Below are 19,034 nucleotides of genomic sequence, written 5' to 3'. Positions count from 1 at the left end.
TTAATGAATCACGCTGAAGGATCGAGCGCCGGAGTTCGCGTGCCCCAGAGGCCTTGCGGAGAAGAACTCGATCACGTGTTCTTCTGCTTTTTGGCGCGCGGCTGCCAGCTCCACGTCGCCTCTAGCCGTGCCTTCAACCGTAAAGAACTGTGGATGGTTCAGCCCAACCGTCGCGAGCGCCGCTTTCAGATACGGCCGCAGGAAGTCGGGTTGGCGCGCCCGATCCCCGGTGATGAGTCCGCCCGATGAGATCGCGCCATAAACCGGGCGGTCGCGTAGCAGGCCGACTTTGCCTTGCGGCGTGCTGTTGAAGGTCACCCGGATGCGTACGATGTGATCGATCCAGGCTTTGAGGACGGAAGGCACACCGTAGTTGTGCATCGGTGTTGCGATGACCAGCACATCGGCCTTATCCAATTGGTGGATCAAATTGTCGGAGCGCTGAAGGCTGCTCGCCGGCTGGGACGGGTCCATATCTGCCGAGCCGGCAAGTACTCGCGCATAACTGCCGTCGACGTGGGCCAGCGTATTCAAGTCCAGGTCCGTCACGCTAAGCGGTCTCTCCCCTGACTGGCGTGCAATGCCGTCGAGTACCTGATGAGACAGGCGCAAGCTCTCGGACTCGGCGCCGCGTGGGCTGGCAATCAGGCGAAGCACACTTAGGGTGTTGGAAGGGCACATCGGATGGCTCCTGTCAGTCAGTAATCAGCGGTTTGCTGTAGCGAATCGATGAGGGGATGAGTCCGCTGCGACGGTAACGGCCTTCTGCGCCGGGTTGGCCACCGTGGTGCTCCACGACCAGGCACAGGTAGCCCTCGGCGCGGGCGAGTCGTTCAAGTCCCAGTAGGAGTCGGCAACTCCAGTCAGCACCTTGGTGGGTGTCAGCCGTTATCAGATCCTCTAGGCTGAGGAACCGGCCAAACAGCAGGTTTTCCTGAAAGCGATAGCCGGCAACGGCGGCCAGGCGATTACCGTCGAACGCGCCGATCAAACGATACCCTTGCCCCTGCAGGCGCCCGATCCGCGCCATCGCGTCCACTGCGTTTGCCAAATGCGGATGGCGATGGCAGAGCAAGGGATGAGCCAGGCGCAGGTCCGCCAGACCGTCGAGGGGACGTAGCGCCGAATCGGCCAAGTCCAATAGGTTAGGCAGGTGCTGATGATTGGTGTGGGTCATGAAGCCATGCTAGGCCCGAGCTGCCACACTGCATTGAACCAAGATCGGACATTCCAGCTAGGCCATGAACAATCCGTTTTCAGATGCCCTCACCGCCGCCAATACGGCAGATAGCGCGCCGCTCTACCGGCAGCTCTACGACCGGGTGCGAGCAGCCATTGCCAGTGGGTCGCTTGCGCCTGGCGACCGCATACCTTCGGCTCGCGCGTTGGCCAAGGAGCTCGGCGTCGCCCGCGGCACCGTCGAACTCGCCTATTCGACACTGGTGGGTGAAGGTTATTTGCTGACGCGGGGGCAGGCGGGGACCATTGTGAATCCCGATCTGCGCCGCAGCACGGCCCCCGCGGGACCTCCCGTGGCCGACGTGAACGCCATCGCAAGTGACCCGGACATGCTGTGGCGCCCGCCGCAGCTGTTGCCCTTTCAGTTGGGCGTGCCCGCGTTGGATGCCTTTCCGCGCAAGATTTGGGCGCGCCTCGGCGCGAGTTACCTGCGAAGCATGCGCAGCCTGGATATGGATTACCCGGCGCCGCACGGGCTACCGGCGCTGCGCAGCGCGATAGCATCCTATCTGCAGGTAGCGCGCGGCATCGATTGCGGCGCGCATCAGGTGTTCATCACAACGGGGTGGCGGCACAGCCTGATGTTCGTGCTGCAAGCACTGCTCGCGCGGGGTGATCGGGCTTGGGTGGAAAACCCAGGCTATCCGCCGGCTCGTCAGGTCCTGCGACAGTTCGGCATTGAGCCTCTACCCGTGGCGGTAGACAGGCATGGCCTGGACGTGGACTTGGCCATTGAGCGCTATCGGGATGCGCGCTTGGCTGTGGTGACGCCCGCGCATCAAAGCCCGTTGTCCATGACGTTGTCCTTACCACGCCGGCAAGCCCTGCTCGAATGGGCTGCGCAGCGTGGTGCGTGGGTGGTGGAGGACGATTACGACGGCGAATACCGCTATGTCAGTCGCCCGCTGCCAGCACTCGCCAGCCTGGACCGGCACGGACGTGTGCTCTATGCCGGCACCTTCAGCAAGGTGCTGTATCCGGGCATCCGGCTGGCGTACCTCGTAGTACCACAAGAGCAGGTCGCGACATTCGAGCGAGTCGGGCGCGCGCTTTTCGCCGCCGCGGCGCCAGCGATGACCCAAGCCATTCTCGCCCAGTTCATGAGTGACGGACATTTCGCCCGGCACATCCAGCGCATGCGACGGCTGTACAGTGAGCGCCGCGCGCAAACCATGGCTGCGCTAGAGAGAGGCTTGCAGGGCTGCGTGCGGGTCGAGCCCGCTCCTGGTGGCATGCATCTGGTGTTACGGCTGCCGCCTGAAACGTCGGATCGACGCTTGGCTGAACAGCTGCTGCAAGAAGGAATGGCGGTACAACCTCTGTCGCCCTGGTGGGTTGGTGCCCCCCAGGGGCCGGCGATACTGGCCAGCTTCACCAACTGCACGCAACCTGAACAAGCGGAAAGACTGGGCGAGTTGGTCCGCCTGGCGTGCCGAGGGCGCCACTAACGTCAATCAGGCCATACGGGACGTCACGAACGCTAGCCCGCCATGGCGAGCAAGCAGCATCAGCCTTCCACCTTCACTCAAGCCTTGGCGAGCGGCTTCATTCGAAAGCTGATGCCCATGCGGTTCAAGGCGTTCATGGTCGCGATCACAATCGTGAGTTCGACAAGATCCTTTTCCCCAAAGGTGGCCAAGGCTGCGGCATAGGCTTCGTCGGATGCATGCGTTTCGCTGACGAGCGTGACCTCTTCAGCCCATGCCAAAGCTGCACGCTCCTGCTCCGAGAACAGATAGGAAGCCTCTTCCCATACCGGTACCAACACGAGCTTGTCGACCGTCATGCCGCCCTTGATAAGGTCACGCGTGTGAATATCGATGCAGTGCGCACAGCCGTTCAGCTGAGAGACTCGGAGAAAAACCAGGTGAACCAGTTGGTCGGGCAGGTTCGTCCCGCTTGTGGCGTACGTGTGGAGCTCGCCTAGCGCCCGTGCACCTTCGGCAGAGACTTGGAACCAATTGGGACGCGTCATGAATGATCCTCTCGAGGGAAGTAGGGAGTTGTTGCCCGCGCTATTGGGCTACGGGCCTGCCCGTTTAAGTCGGAGCCGACCACCAACGATCAACCCGCAAGCCAGCCGACCGCCCCGGGCGGTGATCGGCAAGAGGTGTTAGCGCGCTAGGCGAGATTGGACTTGTCCAGACCGAACGCCTTGTCGGCTGTGCCTGGGACTGCGCGCACCGCCACATTCAGACGATTCCAGCCGTTGATCGCGACCACCAGAAAGGACAGGTCAGAGATTTCCTGCTCCGAGAATTGCTCACGTACCGCGCTGTAGACCGCGTCCGACACCCCGTGCGGCGCGAGCTGGGTCAGAGCCTCGGTCCATTCCAAGGCCGCGCGTTCGCGCGGGGAAAACAGCGGCGACTCGCGCCAGACCGCAACGTGGTGCAGGCGTAGCTCGCGCTCGCCATGAATCTTGGCTTCCTTGACATGCATGTCTACGCAGAACGCGCAGCCGTTCATCTGGGAGGCGCGCAGCGTGATCAAGTGGGCAAGATCGGCAAGAAACGGCGTCTTGCTGGAGAGCAGCATGGACAGCTCCACCAGCTTGTTCGAGGCCTGCGGCGAAAGTTTGAAGTAGTCGAGGCGTTGGCTCATGTTCATTCTTCTCACGGTCGGGTTGAGGACAACAGGCCCGTCTGCGCTGCAGAACCGCCGCGGCCCGGTGGTGTGAGAACTCTACGCACCGATGGCTCTGCTCCACAGATCCAAGACCGAGCGTTTGAACTGGGCCATGTTCTGGTCAGCCTGCATCTGCCACTCAGCTGATATTCGTGATCAGCGGCCTCGTTTTTCCACGCCCCGCCTATAGCCGGTGCCTGTTATAGGTCGGCTAGGCGGCTTCGCAGGACTCCAGGTTTCGCGCGGATGCGGTCCTTTACCAAGGGCTGCTTCGAATCGGCAGGCGCCGGTTAGCGCCGATGGCGATCGGCGAAACCCGCCAAGCGCCGTTACCCGCAAAAAGCAGCTGCAACCACCTCGCGCTACATACAAAAAGCCCCGGCAAACGTGCCGGGGCTTTCTTTTTCATCCACCTACCTCAAACCCTCAACGCCACCTCCGCCGCGCTGTGTATCGCGCCATCGATATAACCGAGCTCGCCGCAGTCGCCGATTCGTTGTACCGAGAGGCCGGCGACTTCGAGCTGGGTGGCGAGGCTATCGTCGGGTTCGGCGCCCATGGCCATGACGACGGAGTCGGCCGGCAGGCGCTGGGCGTCGCCGTTGCTGTCGCGGTAGTCCACGCCACCGGCGTCGATGCGGGTGACGCTGACGCCGGTGATGAGCGGCACGTCATGGCTGCGCAGGTTGTCGAGTACGCGCCAGCGGCGAACGATCGCCAGTTCGCGGCCCAGGTGCGGGCCGGGCTCGAGCACGACGACGTGGCGCCCGCGTTCGATGAGAAATTCCGCCAGCTCCAGCCCGACCAGCCCGCCGCCGATGATGACAATGCGTTTGCCCAGCGGCATCCACAGCCGCGACAACGATTGAATAGCTTCAGTGCTGTCCGTGGCGCCGGTGAGGCTGCCGGCTTTCATCAGGGTGCGTTGGGTCAGCGAGAGCTTCTGCCTGGCGATTTCCTCGGCGCGGTCGCCGGTCATCAGCCGGCGCAGCTCGTCGCCACTCCAGACATGCTTGAGTTCGGCGCCGGGAATGGCCGGAGCGGAGCGGCGAGCACCGCTGGCGACCAGCACTTCGTCCACGCCCAGCGATTTCAGCAGCTCCGGAGTGGCGGCGGTGCCAAGGCGCACGTCGATGGGCAGGCTGCGCACCTGATGCACCAGGTTGTCCAGCAGACGGCCGTTCTCGTGGTAGGCGAGGGCGGCGAAGAACAGGGTGCCGCCGAGCCGTTCGCTGCGCTCGAGTAGGGTCACCTTGTGTCCCCGCAGGCTGGCGATCCGCGCGGCCTCGAGCCCGGCCGGGCCACCGCCGACCACGGCGATGTGTCGCGGCTCGGCGGCGGGCATGATGACCGCCTCGTGCTCGTGGCCGGTAAAGGCGTTGACCGCGCACTTGACCCGCCGATTGATGAAGATCTGGCTCACGCAGGTGTAGCAGTAGATGCACGGGCGAATGCTGCCGGGGTCGCCGGCGGCCAGCTTGTTCGGCAATTCCGGGTCGGCCAGCAGCTTGCGCGCCATGGCGACGAACTCGCACTTGCCGTCGCCGATGGCGCGGTCGGCGACGTCGGGCTCCAGGCGGCCTACGGCAATCACGGGGACCTTGACCGCCTTGCGCACCTCGGCAGCCCAATCCAGGTAAGCGGCAGGCTTGTGCACCAGCGGCGCATCGGTAAAGGCGGTGCCGGTGGTGACCTGCGCGTAGGCCGAAACCGACACGGCATCGGCGCCGTGGCGCTCGGCCATGCGCGCGACCTCGCAGGTTTCTTCGAGGGTGATGCCTCCGGGCGTATGCAGCTCGTAGGCATCGAGACGCAGCCAGACGCCGAAGTCGTCGCCCACCCGGCGACGGGTTTCGGCCAGCACTTCACGAAGAAGGCGGCTGCGGTTTTCCAGGCTGCCGCCGTACTCGTCGTCGCGCCGGTTGTGATACGGCGAGAGAAAGCCGGCAATGATGTAGTTGTGCGCGGCGTGGATTTCCACGCCATCGAACCCGGCCTGCTGGGCGCGTACGGCGGCGGCGGCGAACCACTCGACCATCTGCGCAATGTCGTCGCGGTCCATCACGCGGATGCGCGGGCCGCCGCCGATTCCGCGCGCGGAGCTGACGAAGTTCTCCAGCTCTTCGGCGGTCAGCGCGGCCATGATGTCGCTGTTCACCCGGCTGGGCATCGACGGCACCCAGAGTTCGCGGCCGGCGGCCATGTCGCGCACCGAGACCTTGCCGGCGTGCTGCAGCTGCATGGCAATCTTCGCGCCGTGCTTGTGGACGCGCTCGGCCAGCTGCGCCAGACCGGGGATGAAATCATCACGCGAGACGCCGACCTGCCAGGGCTCGGCGGTACCGGCCGGATAGGCCACGGCGCACACGCCCATGATCAGCAGGCCCGCACCACCGGCGGCGCGAGCTTCGTAGTAGGCCTGGATGCGTTCGCCGCAATGGCCGGTTTCCTCGGCGAAGTTCGACCCCATCGGCGCCATGACGATGCGGTTGCGCAGCGCGAGCTTGCCCAGGCGGCCGGGCGAGAGCAGGTGCGAATAGTCGGGCATGTTTCGTTCCTTGCGATGGGGCGGGGCGACCGGCCTTCAGGCTTCCTGGAGGAATTCGAGGCACTGGCGGTTGAACAGCTCGGGATGCTCGACCTGGACCCAATGACCGCAGCGGTTGAGCAGGGTGAAGCGGGCGTTACGCGCGTGTTTGAGGATCTTGAATACGCCGCTCGGCGGGTTGAACAGGTCGTCGCTGCCCCAGAAACCGAAGATCGGGCAGGTCAGCTCGCCGAGCCGCTCGGTCATGTTCGGCACCATCATGGTGCTGAACAGGTTGGCCGGCTGGGTCACGGCCACCGCCACGCGCTCGGCCAGTATCGAGTCGGGCAGGTTGGCGGGGACGAACACCTGCAGCTCCATCACATGGCGCATCTGCTCGATGCCCATGGGCCCGGCGGCGTAGGTTTGGACCATGCGCTGGATACCCTGCATCTGGAAGTAGGTCTCGCGCTCCTCGACGCCGCCCGGCGCCATGAGGATCAGCTTTTCGGCGCGCTGCGGGTGGGCCAGCGCGGTGCCGAGTGCAATCGCGCCGCCGAGCGAATTGCCGAGCAGGGTGCAGCGCTCGATGTCCAGCGCTTCAAGCAGCGCATTCAGGTGGCGGACGAAGAAGTCGAGGTTGTATTGCGCGTCGGCGGGTTTGTCGGATCGGCCGAAGCCGGGCAGGTCGACGATGATGTTGCGATAGCCGGCCTGCTCGAACACCGGGTAGTTGCCCTTGAAGTTGCTGTAGCCGCTGGCGCCCGGGCCGCTGCCGTGCAGCCAGACCACGATCGGGCCTTCGCCGATGTCCAGGTAGTGCAGGGTCAGGCCGGTGTTGAGGGTGACGTACTTGCCGGTGGGCAGGGGCAGGTCATGGCTTTGGTCGGTCATCGCGGAATTCCTTGTGTCAGGCGGTTACGGCGTCGGCTTTGGCTGTGTGATCTGCGGGCGTGTCCAAGGTCTGGCGGCGATAGCGAGGCACCGCGAGAGACAGGCAGATCACGGGAACAAGCAGCAGGGCGATGGTGCTAGCCATGGCGTAGCGCAGGGCCTGATCGCCGATCATGGCGCGGAAAATATCGCTCAGCCCGCCGACCACCAGCGGACCCAATCCGACTCCGACCAGCGTGACTCCCATCAGGAACAGCGCAGTGGCCTGGGCGACTTTCGCGGGTGGAAACAACCCGCTCATGGCGCCGAAGCAGGGGGTCGCCCACCAGGTCGCGAAGAAGGCGAAGCCCATGTAGAAGAGGAACGCGGTCGGTACGCTGTTACCGGCAATGTGAAAGGCAACGCCGTTCGGCCAGAGGAAGAACAGCAGGCCCAGTGGCACGCTAATCAACGTGCCTAGCGCCGCGACACCGACCTGCCAGCCGGAATCGCGGGCCGCCAGTCGGTCGGTGACAAAGCCACAGGTCAGGGTGCCGATGGCGGCGCACAGCCCGCCGACGATACCGATGAGAAAGCCCGCTTCCTGGATGCCCAGGCCGTGCGAGCGGATGAGAAAACTCGGGTTCCAGGTGCCGATGGCATTGCCCGCCACGGCGGCCAGGCTGCCAGCGACCAGAATCAGCCGGTACGACGAGACGCCGAGCATGCTGCGCAGCGTCATCATGAAGCTCTCCTGGCGTGCCTGTGGCGAGGCCAGCCCGGCCGGGCGTGGTGCCCTGACGGTGAAGGCCAGCAGCAGGCCGATGAGGATGCCCGGTGCGCCGATCACGATGAACGCGGAACGCCAGCCGTAATGCTCGGCGATCCAGCCGCCGGCGCCGAGGCCCAGCGCGATGCCGATCGGCGGGCCCATCATGAAGATCGACAATGCTCGCGAGCGCAGGCGCGCCGGATACAGGTCCGAGACCATCGCCACCGAGGGCGCCGAGCCGCCGGCTTCGCCCACGGCGACCAGGATGCGGAAGGCCAGCAGCATGCCGAAGCTGGTCGCCACGCCACAGAGCATGGTCATCAGGCTCCAGGCGATGCACGACAGCGCCACTACCGGCTTGCGTCCGATGCGGTCGGCGAGCCGTCCCATGGGCAAGCCGAACACCGTGTAGAACAGCGCGAACGCCACCCCGGTAAGCAGCCCGATCGCCGTGTCGGAAACCCCGAACTCGAGCTTGATCGGCTCGATGAGGATGGAGACCAGGTAGCGGTCGATGTAATTGCAGACGTAGATGACGGCCAGTACGCAGAGGGCGTAATGGCTACGCCAGGTGACTTGCGGAGAGCTGCTCACGGTAGGCGTTCCTGTCTTGTTCTTGTAGGGACCGGGACAGGATGTTCAAGGCTTCGCGCGCGGGCATCGTCCGTTCAGACCAGTCGCGGGGCCGCTGCGTCCGGCAAATGACTCGTTAGTCTCAACGGACGATGTTCGACAGTTCTGCGGCATGAATCATCCGCTCCAACGCAATGGGCTTGACCGGCTCCACGCCGACGGCCTTTGACAGGAGGAGCAGGTATGAAACTCGAAGGCAAGATCGCGCTGGTGACCGGCGCCGCGCAGGGCATGGGGCGCGCCATCGTGCGGCACTTCGCCGAGCAGGGCGCGACCGTCTACGCGGCGGATATCAACGTCCAGGCGCTGGAAGAAACGGTGGCCGGCCTGGCCGAGCGTGGCCGCGTGCAGCACTGCAACGTGGCCGACGAGCAGTCGGTTCTTGACGCCTTCGCGCGCATCGCCGCCGAATCGGGCCGGCTGGACATCCTCGTCAACAATGCCGGTATCGGCTCGCACGACGCCTTTCTCGACACCCCGCTGGAAAACTGGAATCGCGTGATCGGTGTGAACCTCACCGGCGCCTTCCTGTGCAGCCGTGAAGCCGCGCGCCTGATGAGCCAGGCCGGCTCCGGCGTGATCGTCAACCTGGCCAGCACCGCGGCCATGACCGGCGAAGGGCCGAGTCATTACTGCGCGAGCAAGGCCGCGATCATGGGCCTGACCCGCAGCACAGCGCGCGAGCTGGCGGCCAGCGGCATCCGCGTCAACACCCTGGTACCCGGCCCGACCGACACGCCGATGATGGCCGGTATCCCTTCCGAATGGATGGACGCGATGGTCAAGGCCATCCCGCTCGGACGCCTCTGCCAGCCGGAGGAAATCGCCCGCGTCGCGGCGTTCCTCGCCAGCGACGACGCCACCTTCATCACCGGACAGAACGTCGCCGTCAACGGCGGCATGGCCTTCATCTGAGGAGTTGCACATGACAGCACGCATGGCAGGAAAAATCGCATTCGTCACCGGCGGTGGCTCGGGTATCGGCGCAGCCACGGCCAAGCGCCTGGCCGAGGAGGGCGCCACGGTGATCGTCTGCGGCCGCCGCGAGGCGCCGCTGGCCGAGGTCGTCGAGAGCATCCGCGCGGCTGGCGGCAAGGCCCAGTTCAAGGTCGCCGACGTCAGTGACGAGCACGCCTTCGTAGGCGCCATCGAGCAGGTCGCGGCCGAGCATGGGCGCCTCGATGTGATGGTCAACAACGCCATGGCCTTCACCTGGGGCAGCGTCGACAGCATGTCCACCGAGGACTGGCACGCGAACTTCACCACTACGGTCGACGGCACCTTCTGGGGCACCCGCACTGCCATGCGCCTGATGAAGGACAGCGGCGGCGGCTCGATCGTCAACATCGCCTCGATCTGCGGCCTGTTCGGCACGGCCTGGATGTCCGGTTACTCGGCGGCCAAGGCGGCGGTGATCAACTTCAGCCGCGCGGTGGCCTCCGAAGGCGCGGCCAGCGGCGTGCGCTGCAACGTCGTGGTGCCGGGCGTGGTGGCGACGCCTTCGACTGCAGGAATGCTCTCCGACGAGCAGACCCGGACCAACACCGAAAAGCTGATTCCGATGCGCCGCGTCGCGCGCCCGGAAGAGCTGGCCAACGCCGTGCTGTTTCTCGCCTCGGACGAATCCTCCTACATCACCGGCGCCAGCCTGCCCGTCGACGGTGGGCGCAGTTCGGACCTCTACACGGTTCTCGAATGAGGCCGTTCCGTGCAACCGACCCGACCGGGAGATGAACCCATGGACCAGCAAGCACTCCTGCAGCGCCTCGACCGGCTGGAGTCGACCGAGGCGATCCGGCAACTGGCGGCCAGGTATTCCCTGTCGCTGGACATGCGCGACCTCGACGCTCACGTCAATCTGTTCGCGCCGGACATCCGCGTCGGCCGCGACCAGGTAGGCCGCGCGCACCTCAAGGCGTGGGTCGACGACACCCTGCGCCACCAGTTCACCGGGACTTCGCACCACCTCGGCCAGCACGTCATCGAGTTCGTCGACGCCGACCATGCAATCGGCGTCGTGTACTCGAAGAACGAGCATGAAGCCGGTGCCGAGTGGGTGATCATGCAGATGCTCTATTGGGACGACTACCAGCGCATCGACGGCCAGTGGTACTTCCGCCGCCGGCTGCCCTGCTACTGGTACGCGACCGACCTGAACAAGCCGCCGATCGGCGACATGAAGATGCGCTGGCCCGGTCGCGAGCCCTATCCGGGCACCTTTCACGACCTGTTCCCCTCGTGGAAAGCCTTCTGGGCCAACCCGCCGATGCGCGAGGGCCTGCCCGAAGTCGCTGCGCCGGCACCACTGGATGGCTTCCTCCGCCACATGCGCGGCGACACGCCGGCACCACGCATTCGCGTGCGCTGAGAGGACCTGCCCATGAACGCACTTTTCCAACCGGCGCGCTTCGGTGAGCTGGCGCTCGCCAACCGTGTCGTCATGGCGCCGATGACCCGCAGCCGGGCCAGCAGCGACCACGTGCCAACCGCCGAAATGGTGGAGTACTACGCCCAGCGTGCCAGTGCCGGATTGATCGTTGCCGAAGGTACCTCGCCCTCGGCCGACGGCATCGGCTACTGCCGCACACCGGGCATCTACAGCGAGGCGCAGATCCGGGCCTGGCGCGAGGTCACCGATGCGGTGCATGCGCGTGGCGGACAAATCGTCCTGCAGTTGATGCATTGCGGCCGGGTCGCCGCGCGGGCCAACAAGCCGGCCGGCACCCGTAGCGTCGCGCCCTCGGCGGTCGCCGCCAGGACGCAGCTGTTCACCGACAGCGAGGGCATGGCCGACACCGACCTGCCTCACGCGCTGAGCCTGGACGAGATTGCCGGCGTGATCAGCGATTACCGCCGGGCCGCACTCAATGCCCGCGCAGCCGGCTTCGATGGCGTCGAACTGCATGGCACCAGCGGCTACCTGCCAATGCAGTTCATCGCCACCAACAGCAACCTGCGCGACGACCGCTACGGCGGCCCTTTGGCCAACCGAATCCGCTTCACCCTGGAAGTCCTGCAGACAATGGCCGAGGCCATCGGCGCCGGGCGCGTCGGCCTGCGGCTGTGCCCGGGCAACCCGTACAACGACGTCGAAGACCTCGATCCCGAAGCGACCCTCAAGGCGTTGCTGGCCGGTATCGACGGCATGGGCCTGGCCTACCTGCACATCATGCGCTCGCCGGTACAGGGCCTGGATGCCTTCGCCATCGCCCGGCAGGGCTTTGCCGGTGCGCTGATTGCGAACGACGGCTTCGACGGCCCGAGCGCCGCCGCACACATCAGCAGCGGCGCCGCCGAAGCGGTGTCGTTCGCCCGTCATTACATCGCCAACCCCGACCTGGTGGAGCGCTTGCGCGAGGGCCATGCGTTGGCCCGCTTCGACCGGCACACCCTCTATTCACCCGGTCCCGCCGGCTACAGCGACTACCCGAGCCGGGCCGGCGAACCAGCCCTGGAGTAACTCATGAGCACCACCGGTATGGCACACAGACAAGAACAAGACCTGCGATCCGCCGTGGTTCCCCGAGAACAGACCCAGCAGATCCTCGACCGGCGTTCGGCTGCGGCCGGCGCGATCAAGCCCAAGGACCTCTACACCCTGGCCGACCGCCTGGAGACCCAGGCGGCAACCTTCGGCGCGCGCGATTTCCTGATCTACAAGGGCCGCCGCTACAGCTACGCCGAGGTCGACGCACGGGCCAGCGTGTTCGCCCACGCGCTACGCCACAAGGGCCTCAAGCGCGGCGACGTTTGCGCGCTGGCGATGGAGAACCGTCCGGAGTTCTTCTTCGCCTGGTTCGGCATGGCCAAGCTCGGCGTGGTCGCGGCGCTGATCAACCATCATGCGACCGGCACGCCGCTGCTGCATGCCCTGCAGAGCACCGCGGCCAAGGCAGTGGTGGTCGGCGAGGAATGCCTGCAGCCGTTCGCCGACACCCCGGAGGCCGCGCGCTATCCGCTGCTGTTGGTGCGTGACGAGGAAAACCCGGCGGCCGAACCGTTGCTGCGCCTGGCCGATCGCGACTTCGCCGAAGCAGTTGCCGGCACCGGCACTGCGGCGGTGGACCCGGCCTGGCGGGCCGGCATCCGTGCCGAAGAAACCATGCTGCTGATCTTCACCTCCGGCACCACGGGGCTGCCGAAGGCCGCGCGTTATAGCCACATGCGCTGGCTGAGCTCGGGCGACGTGATGCAGGTGACGCTCGACGCGACGCCGGACGACGTCTTCTACTGCTGCCTGCCGCTGTATCACGGCGCCGCGGCGACCTCGGTCACCTCCACCGCGCTGAAGGCCGGTGCCGCTATCGTGGTACGGCGCAAGTTCAGCGCCAGCGAGTTCTGGAACGACGTGCGCAACTATCAGGTGAGCGTCTTCCAGTACATCGGCGAGATCTGCCGCTACCTGCTCAACCGCCCGCCGCAGCCGGACGATCGGCAGCACAGCCTGCGCTGCATGCTCGGCGCCGGGTTGACCCCGGAAACCTGGCAGCGCTGGATCGAACGCTTCGGCGACCTGCCGGTGTTCGAGGGCTGGGGCTCGACCGAAGCCAACTGCGCCATCATCAACCTCGACAATCACCTGGGCTCCTGCGGGCGGGTGCCGTACTGGGAAAAGACCAACGTTCGGCTGATTCGCTACGACAGCGAGAACGGCTGCCATCTGCGCGACGAACAAGGCTTCTGCATTCCCTGTCAGCCGGGTGAGGTTGGCGAAGCGGTGGCCTTTATCGTCGACCATCCGGAGATCGGCGGCGGCCGTTTCGAAGGCTACACCTGCCCGAAAGCGACCGAAAGCAAGATCCTGCGTGACGTGTTCCAGCAGGGCGACGCTTGGTGGAGCTCGGGCGATCTGCTGCGCTACGACGAGGAGGGCTACTGCTACTTCGTCGACCGCATCGGCGACACTTTCCGCTGGAAAAGCGAGAACGTCTCCACCCAGGAGGTCGCCGACGCGCTCGGTGATTACCAGGGCCTGGAGCTGATCAACGTCTACGGCGTACGGGTGCCGGGGCACGAGGGGCGCGCCGGCATGGCGGCGCTGCTGATGCAGCCAGGCCATGTCTTCGACCCGGAAGCCTTCTACCAGCTGGCCGCCGCGCGCGTACCGCGTTATGCCGCGCCGGTGTTCGTACGGGTCTGCGCCAGCGCGGACATGACCAGCACCTTCAAGCTGCGCAAGGTCGACCTGCAGCGCCAGGGCTACGACCCGCAGCAGTTCGACGACCCGCTGTACATCCGTGACGAGGCCTCCGGCAGCTACCGGCCGTACAGCGCGCAGCTGCTGGCGGCCAACGGCCTCGCGCCATTCGCCAGCGAGTCCGGCCGATGAACGCGCCAACGCGGGACGACGAACTGCGTGACGGCCTGCGCTTCCCCTGGCCGCAGCCGCCGGCCGCCGGTGAGGTGCAGGAGGTCGCCGACGGCGTGCTCTGGCTGCGCATGCCGCTGCCGTTCGGGCTGGACCACATCAACCTCTACCTGCTTCGCCACGCGGAGGGCTGGGTGGTGGTCGACACCGGTCTGGCCGTGCCGCGCAGCCGCGAGGTCTGGGAACGGGTATTCGTCGAGGACATGGACAGCCGGCCGGTGCTGGCGGTGATCTGCACCCACTTCCACTTCGATCACAGCGGCCTGGCGGCCTGGCTGACCGAGCGCTTCCGCTGCCCGCTGTACATGACCCGCGGCGAGTACCAGGCGCTTTACGTCGCGCCGGACGGGCGCGAGCCGGGCTGGGAGTTTCACGACTTCTATCGCCGCGCCGGATTGGACGAGGAACAGATCGCCTCGCTGGTCCCCACCATCGAGGGCATGCGCTTCGACGGCGGTCTGCCACGCAGCTATCGCCGCTTGCGCGACGGCGGTTGGCTGAAGATCGGTGGCCGCCATTGGCAAGTGGTGATCGGCGCAGGCCATTCGCCCGAGCACGCCTGCCTGTTGAGCAAGGAGGACCAGTTGCTGATCGCTGGCGATCAGGTTTTGCCGCGCATCACCTCCAGCGTTCTGGTCGGTGCCAACGAGCCCTATGCCAACCCCCTGGGCGACTGGCTGGATTCGCTGCGCCGCCTGCGCGCGCTGCCCGATGAGGCGCTGGTGCTGCCGGCGCACGAGCGGCCGTTCCATGGCCTGCACCAGCGCCTCTACCAACTGCAGAAGCATCACGAGCACCACCTCGACACGCTCATGGCCGAGCTTGAGGGCGCGATGACCGCGGCCGAGATCCGCCCGCTGCTGTTTCCGCGCATCAAGGGACCGTTCGACCTGCTGATGTCGCTGGGCGAAACGCTGGCCCACCTGCATTACCTGGTCGAGGAGGGCGAGCTGACGCGTGAGCAGGAGGCAGGCGTCTGGCGCTTCCGCCGGGTCGATCCGGGCCTGGCGCGGCCGGAGCAGCCGGGCGACATCCACATCTGAACGACGGGAATTTTGCAGGACGTACCTAACGGTCTTTGACCACCACTCGGGAGATCCACCGTGAACAACAATAAGAAAGCGTTTCCTGGCAATCAGACGCGCCAGTTCCGCCACGCGACGCTCGCCGTGGCGGTATGCCTGGCGTCGCAGGCGCCGGCGGCCCTGGCGGGCGACACCGTGTTCCTCGACAACGGCGCCACGCTGGACTGGAGCCTGATTACCTCTTACGGCATCGGCATGCGCGTCGATAGCCAGGATGATGCATTGCTCGGCGACATCAACGCCGACGATGGCAACCGCAACTTCGATCGCGGCAGCCTGGTGACCCATCGCGTCAGCGCGCTGGGCGAGATGATCCTGCGCAAGGACAATTATGGCGCCGTGGTGCGCGCCAACGCGTTCTACGACGACGCCTATCACGGCAAGAACGACCATGACGCACCGGAGCGGGCAAACAAGTTCGGCGATTACAACGCATTCACCAGCGGCACCGAGTACTACGGTGGCGGGCGGGCGCGCTTCCTCGACGCCTATGTGTTCAGCGGCTGGCGCTTCGACAACGGCCAGAGCCTCGACGTGAATGCCGGGCGGCATGTGGTCGCCTGGGGCGAAAGCCTCTACTACCCGGGCGTTTCAGGCGCCCAGTCGCCCGCCGACGCGGTCAAGGGTTCGCTGCCCGGGGTGGAGGTCAAGGAAATCATCCTGCCGGTCGGCCAGGTCTCGGCGCTGTGGAACATCAACCCGCAATTCAGCCTTGGCGGCTACGTGCAGTACGAGTGGAAGGGCACCGAGCTGCCGCCGGTGGGCAGTTACCTGTCGACCTCCGACATCATCGGCCCGGGGCGCGACTTCCTCAACGTCGCCATTCCCCTGGGACCGATGGGGACCTTCAACCAGCGCGTGCTCTACGCCGGTACCGACGAGCCCAGCGACAGCGGCCAGTGGGGTGTGCAGGTGCGCTACCGGCCGAACTTCGACTGGGAGCTGTCGGCCTTCCACATCCGCTACCACGACAAGAGCCCGGCCGGCATCACCACCACCAACGGCATGGTCGAAGTCGCACCCGGCTTCATGCTGCAGCTGCCCACCGAGTACCGCATCAACTACTACGAAGACATCAAGCTGACCGGCCTGAGCTTCTCCACGCGTCTGGGCGATACCCAGGTCAGCGGCGAGTGGAGCTATCGCGATGGCGCCCCGGTCAACGTGCTCAGCCCGCAGGGCGCGCCGCAGCACACCCGCGGCAGCGGCCAGCAGATGCAGTTGTCGTTCATCCACATCCTCGGCGACCGGCCGTGGGCCAGCCAGACCACGCTCACCGGCGAAATCGTCCATGTGCGTGCCGACAGCGTTGACGATCACCCGCAGAGCGGCAGCGACGACTTCACCTATCGCACCGCGAGCGCCTGGCAGAGCAAGACCGCCACGGCCTATCAGCTCGGTGTGGAGCTGAGCTACCCGGGCGTTGCCAACGGTTGGGACATGATCGTGCCGGTGCGTTTCTCCCACGTGGCCGAAGGGGCGACTCCGCTGCAGGGCGCGATCCAGGGTGCCAAGGGCGACATGCGCCTGAGCCTCGGCACAACGTTCCGCCGGCTGGGCAACTTCGAGGTGGCGCTCGCCTACAACGCCTTCCTCGGCGAGCCGGACCCCATTCGCCGCAAGCTGGCCGATCGGGATTACGTCACCCTGGCGGCCAAGTACGCGTTCTAGAAGTAGTCAGCCATAAGAAACCCGGCCTTGGCCGGGTTTTTTCGTTGCACCAGCGGGTTATCTGGCGGTGTCCCGTGCGCTCTGGATGACATAGGCGCGAATCGACTCGACCGCTGCTTGATCCAGGCTTCCGGCAAAGGAGGGCATGCCGCGCGCCTCGAGTAGCCCTTCGAGCGGCGGACGGCGGAAGGCCTCGGCGCTCTGCAGGTAGGCCGAGTGGCGCAGGTCCGGAATGCCCGCGCCGGCGACCGCAGCCGCGCCATGGCAGACCATGCAGTAGCGCGTGTAGAGCTGCGCGCCCTGTTGCAGCGTAGCGGGATCGGCGGTGCCAGCGGGCAGCGGCGGCATCGGCGGTCGTGCCTGCGGCTCGGGCAGTTGTGCCTTGCCGTCGAGCTTCCAGACGAACACGCCGCCGTTGGCCGCCAGGCCCTGGCGCGGCAACAAGGCGCTGGCCGACAGGTGCATCGAACTGCCGAAGCCCGCGGCGGCGGCGATGTACTGCTCGCCGTCGAGGCGATAACTGATCGGCCCGCCGAGGATGTCGAGCCAGGTGTCGCTCTGCCACAGCCGTTTCCCACTCTCGGCATCGTAGGCGTGCAGGCCGCCGCCACCCTGGCCCTGAAACACCAGGCGGCCGGCGGTGGTCAGCACGCCACCGTTCCACATCCCCGGTTGCTGGCTACGCCAGGCCTCGCGCTGGCGGATCGGGTCCCAGGCCAGCAGATGGCCACGCATGCTCTGGCGCGCCTGCGCCAGGCTCTGGGCATCGGTCGGTAGGGGATGGTCTTGGATACCCGTGTTCCAGCGCCCGGGTTCGATGCGAAATGGCTGGGCCTTGACCATATACGCCTGGCTTTCCTGCGCCGGGATGTAGACCAGCCCGGTGAGCGGATTCCAGGCCATCGGCTGCCAGTTGTGCCCGCCGATCTGCGACGGCGTGACGGCCGCAGGCTGGTCGGCAGGGTAGCGCGCGCCCGGCACTTCGACGGGACGGCCGCTGGCCAGGTCCACATGGCTGGCCCAGCTTGTGGGCACGTAATTGGCCGCGCTCAGCAGCTCGCCGGTCTCGCGGTCGAGCACATAGAAGAAGCCGTTCTTTGGCGCCTGCATCAGCACCTTGCGCTGCCGCCCATCGAGGCGCAACTCGGCGAGGATCATGTGCTGCGTGGCGGTGTAGTCCCAGCTGTCGCCAGGCGTGGTCTGGTAGTGCCAGGCGTACTCGCCGGTTTTCGCATGTACCGCGACGATGGAAGAGAGGAACAGGTTGTCACCGCCCTCGGGGCTGCGCAGGTCACGGTCGTGCGGCGAGCCGTTGCCGACGCCGAAGTAGAGCAGGTCGAGTTCCGGGTCGTAGGCCATCGAGTCCCACACCGTGCCGCCGCCGCCGAGCAGCCACCACTGGCCCGTCCAGGTCGGCAGCGCAATGTTCTTCAATGGCTCGTCGGAGACCCCACCGTCGGCGCCTTCGGCCGGGTTGCCCGGCACGGTGTAGAAACGCCAGCGCAGCTCGCCGCTCCCGGCATCGTAGGCCGAGAGATAACCGCGCACGCCGTACTCGGCGCCGCCATTGCCGATCATCACCAGATCGCCGACCACGCGGGGTGCGCCGGTAATGGTGTAGGGGCGCTCCGGCGGCGTGGTCTGTGTCGACCAGAGCAGCTCGCCGCTGTGTGCATCCAGTGCCTGCAGGCGCCCGTCGAGGGTGCCGACGAAGACCCGTTCATGGGCCACCGCGACGCCCCGGTTGACCACGTCGCAGCAGGCCACGGCCGCCTTGTGCGCCGGCACCAACGGGTCGTGCTGCCAGCGCAGTTCGCCATTGCGGGCATCCAGCGCGTAGACCACACCCCAGGGGCCGCTGACGTAGATCGTCTCGCCGACCATCAGCGGTGTCGCCTGCACGCCGCGCGGGCGATCGAAGCGGAACTGCCACGCCAGGCCGAGCCGGCTGACGTTCGACCGGTCGATCTGCGCCAATGGAGAAAAGCGCGTCTCGGCGGCATCCAGCCCGTGTTGCGGCCAGGCCTGGTCGGGCAGGGGAGCCGCCAGCACGCACGAGGCATAGATCGCCAGTGCGAGAGGCAATAGCCGGGGCAGTGATCGAGGTGACATGGCAGCGTCCTTGTTTGGCTGGGAAAAAGCCATGATCGGCCCGCGCCGGGTGGCTAACCTCGTCCGTATGGCGTAGCCGCTCATCTGCAGCCCTAGGCCTTATGGACGATGCTGGTCCGCGCCCCG

At 66.1% G+C, this 19,034-nt stretch carries 16 protein-coding genes; 8 read left to right on the top strand and 8 right to left on the bottom strand.

What is annotated here, in order from left to right; all coding sequences use genetic code 11:
• Positions 1 to 681, bottom strand: coding sequence for an FMN-dependent NADH-azoreductase (locus tag U8L64_RS06370; protein ID WP_333394923.1), 681 nt, complete (start codon positions 679 to 681; stop codon positions 1 to 3).
• A 13-nt stretch (positions 682 to 694) separates the two neighbouring features.
• Positions 695 to 1,177 carry a GNAT family N-acetyltransferase gene (locus U8L64_RS06365; protein ID WP_333394921.1) on the bottom strand — a complete coding sequence of 161 codons (483 nt, stop codon included), beginning with the start codon at positions 1,175 to 1,177 and terminating at the stop codon, positions 695 to 697.
• Positions 1,178 to 1,241: 64 nt separating this feature from the next.
• On the opposite strand from U8L64_RS06365, the gene pdxR reads away from it, so the two are divergent.
• Positions 1,242 to 2,687, top strand: a complete 1,446-nt coding sequence (gene pdxR, locus U8L64_RS06360; protein WP_333394920.1) for a MocR-like pyridoxine biosynthesis transcription factor PdxR — start codon at positions 1,242 to 1,244, stop codon at positions 2,685 to 2,687.
• A 77-nt stretch (positions 2,688 to 2,764) separates the two neighbouring features.
• Here the strand turns inward: pdxR and U8L64_RS06355 are convergent, their stop codons facing one another.
• The 5 genes from U8L64_RS06355 to U8L64_RS06335 all read right to left on the bottom strand — a co-directional run bounded on the left by U8L64_RS06355 (position 2,765) and on the right by U8L64_RS06335 (position 8,633).
• On the bottom strand, positions 2,765 to 3,214 hold the full coding sequence (locus tag U8L64_RS06355; RefSeq protein ID WP_333394918.1) for a carboxymuconolactone decarboxylase family protein: 450 nt from the start codon (positions 3,212 to 3,214) through the stop codon (positions 2,765 to 2,767).
• Positions 3,215 to 3,360: 146 nt separating this feature from the next.
• A complete protein-coding gene (locus tag U8L64_RS06350; protein WP_333394916.1) occupies positions 3,361 to 3,843 on the bottom strand; it encodes a carboxymuconolactone decarboxylase family protein in 483 nt (160 codons plus the stop codon).
• A 442-nt stretch (positions 3,844 to 4,285) separates the two neighbouring features.
• Positions 4,286 to 6,415: an oxidoreductase gene (locus U8L64_RS06345; protein WP_333394914.1), complete on the bottom strand. Its 2,130-nt coding sequence runs from the start codon at positions 6,413 to 6,415 to the stop codon at positions 4,286 to 4,288.
• A gap of 36 nt (positions 6,416 to 6,451) precedes the next feature.
• Positions 6,452 to 7,288 (bottom strand): alpha/beta fold hydrolase, encoded by an 837-nt coding sequence (locus U8L64_RS06340; RefSeq protein ID WP_077683236.1) that lies wholly within the window; start codon positions 7,286 to 7,288, stop codon positions 6,452 to 6,454.
• Between the two features lie 16 nt (positions 7,289 to 7,304).
• Positions 7,305 to 8,633 carry a spinster family MFS transporter gene (locus U8L64_RS06335; RefSeq protein ID WP_316957888.1) on the bottom strand — a complete coding sequence of 443 codons (1,329 nt, stop codon included), beginning with the start codon at positions 8,631 to 8,633 and terminating at the stop codon, positions 7,305 to 7,307.
• A gap of 222 nt (positions 8,634 to 8,855) precedes the next feature.
• On the opposite strand from U8L64_RS06335, the gene U8L64_RS06330 reads away from it, so the two are divergent.
• The 7 genes from U8L64_RS06330 to U8L64_RS06300 are packed head-to-tail and all read left to right on the top strand — an operon-like array spanning position 8,856 to position 16,796.
• Positions 8,856 to 9,587, top strand: a complete 732-nt coding sequence (locus U8L64_RS06330) for an SDR family NAD(P)-dependent oxidoreductase (RefSeq protein WP_234302322.1) — start codon at positions 8,856 to 8,858, stop codon at positions 9,585 to 9,587.
• A gap of 10 nt (positions 9,588 to 9,597) precedes the next feature.
• Complete coding sequence (locus tag U8L64_RS06325; RefSeq protein WP_061338369.1) at positions 9,598 to 10,371, top strand: SDR family NAD(P)-dependent oxidoreductase; 774 nt, start codon at positions 9,598 to 9,600, stop codon at positions 10,369 to 10,371.
• 39 nt (positions 10,372 to 10,410) lie between these two features.
• Complete coding sequence (locus U8L64_RS06320) at positions 10,411 to 11,040, top strand: nuclear transport factor 2 family protein (protein ID WP_008568667.1); 630 nt, start codon at positions 10,411 to 10,413, stop codon at positions 11,038 to 11,040.
• A gap of 12 nt (positions 11,041 to 11,052) precedes the next feature.
• Complete coding sequence (locus U8L64_RS06315) at positions 11,053 to 12,132, top strand: alkene reductase (RefSeq protein ID WP_333394905.1); 1,080 nt, start codon at positions 11,053 to 11,055, stop codon at positions 12,130 to 12,132.
• A 3-nt stretch (positions 12,133 to 12,135) separates the two neighbouring features.
• The gene (locus U8L64_RS06310) at positions 12,136 to 14,001 is read left to right on the top strand and encodes a long-chain-acyl-CoA synthetase (protein WP_234302321.1); all 1,866 of its coding nucleotides are present in this window, start codon (positions 12,136 to 12,138) and stop codon (positions 13,999 to 14,001) included.
• The gene (locus U8L64_RS06305) at positions 13,998 to 15,083 is read left to right on the top strand and encodes an MBL fold metallo-hydrolase (protein WP_333394902.1); all 1,086 of its coding nucleotides are present in this window, start codon (positions 13,998 to 14,000) and stop codon (positions 15,081 to 15,083) included. The genes U8L64_RS06310 and U8L64_RS06305 overlap by 4 nt, the downstream gene beginning before the upstream one ends.
• 60 nt (positions 15,084 to 15,143) lie before the next feature.
• Positions 15,144 to 16,796 carry a DUF1302 domain-containing protein gene (locus U8L64_RS06300; protein WP_333394900.1) on the top strand — a complete coding sequence of 551 codons (1,653 nt, stop codon included), beginning with the start codon at positions 15,144 to 15,146 and terminating at the stop codon, positions 16,794 to 16,796.
• A gap of 57 nt (positions 16,797 to 16,853) precedes the next feature.
• Here U8L64_RS06300 and U8L64_RS06295 read toward each other — a convergent pair whose 3' ends face one another.
• Positions 16,854 to 18,908 (bottom strand): PQQ-dependent dehydrogenase, methanol/ethanol family, encoded by a 2,055-nt coding sequence (locus U8L64_RS06295; RefSeq protein WP_333394898.1) that lies wholly within the window; start codon positions 18,906 to 18,908, stop codon positions 16,854 to 16,856.
• Between the last annotated feature and the right edge of the window lie 126 nt (positions 18,909 to 19,034).

The sequence above is a fragment of the Pseudomonas sp. FIP_A4 genome, from assembly GCF_036701605.1.
In the GTDB taxonomy this organism is placed as follows: domain Bacteria; phylum Pseudomonadota; class Gammaproteobacteria; order Pseudomonadales; family Pseudomonadaceae; genus Stutzerimonas; species Stutzerimonas phenolilytica.
This window is presented reverse-complemented; position numbering and strand designations above follow the sequence as displayed.

Bases quoted from the DNA above. Each gene is read 5' to 3' on its own strand.
- U8L64_RS06370 (WP_333394923.1), bottom strand. From the start codon at position 681: ATGTGCCCTTCCAACACCCTAAGTGTGCTTCGCCTGATTGCCAGCCCA.
- U8L64_RS06365 (WP_333394921.1), bottom strand. From the start codon at position 1,177: ATGACCCACACCAATCATCAGCACCTGCCTAACCTATTGGACTTGGCC.
- pdxR (WP_333394920.1), top strand. From the start codon at position 1,242: ATGAACAATCCGTTTTCAGATGCCCTCACCGCCGCCAATACGGCAGAT.
- U8L64_RS06355 (WP_333394918.1), bottom strand. From the start codon at position 3,214: ATGACGCGTCCCAATTGGTTCCAAGTCTCTGCCGAAGGTGCACGGGCG.
- U8L64_RS06350 (WP_333394916.1), bottom strand. From the start codon at position 3,843: ATGAGCCAACGCCTCGACTACTTCAAACTTTCGCCGCAGGCCTCGAAC.
- U8L64_RS06345 (WP_333394914.1), bottom strand. From the start codon at position 6,415: ATGCCCGACTATTCGCACCTGCTCTCGCCCGGCCGCCTGGGCAAGCTC.
- U8L64_RS06340 (WP_077683236.1), bottom strand. From the start codon at position 7,288: ATGACCGACCAAAGCCATGACCTGCCCCTGCCCACCGGCAAGTACGTC.
- U8L64_RS06330 (WP_234302322.1), top strand. From the start codon at position 8,856: ATGAAACTCGAAGGCAAGATCGCGCTGGTGACCGGCGCCGCGCAGGGC.
- U8L64_RS06325 (WP_061338369.1), top strand. From the start codon at position 9,598: ATGACAGCACGCATGGCAGGAAAAATCGCATTCGTCACCGGCGGTGGC.
- U8L64_RS06320 (WP_008568667.1), top strand. From the start codon at position 10,411: ATGGACCAGCAAGCACTCCTGCAGCGCCTCGACCGGCTGGAGTCGACC.
- U8L64_RS06315 (WP_333394905.1), top strand. From the start codon at position 11,053: ATGAACGCACTTTTCCAACCGGCGCGCTTCGGTGAGCTGGCGCTCGCC.
- U8L64_RS06310 (WP_234302321.1), top strand. From the start codon at position 12,136: ATGAGCACCACCGGTATGGCACACAGACAAGAACAAGACCTGCGATCC.
- U8L64_RS06305 (WP_333394902.1), top strand. From the start codon at position 13,998: ATGAACGCGCCAACGCGGGACGACGAACTGCGTGACGGCCTGCGCTTC.
- U8L64_RS06295 (WP_333394898.1), bottom strand. From the start codon at position 18,908: ATGTCACCTCGATCACTGCCCCGGCTATTGCCTCTCGCACTGGCGATC.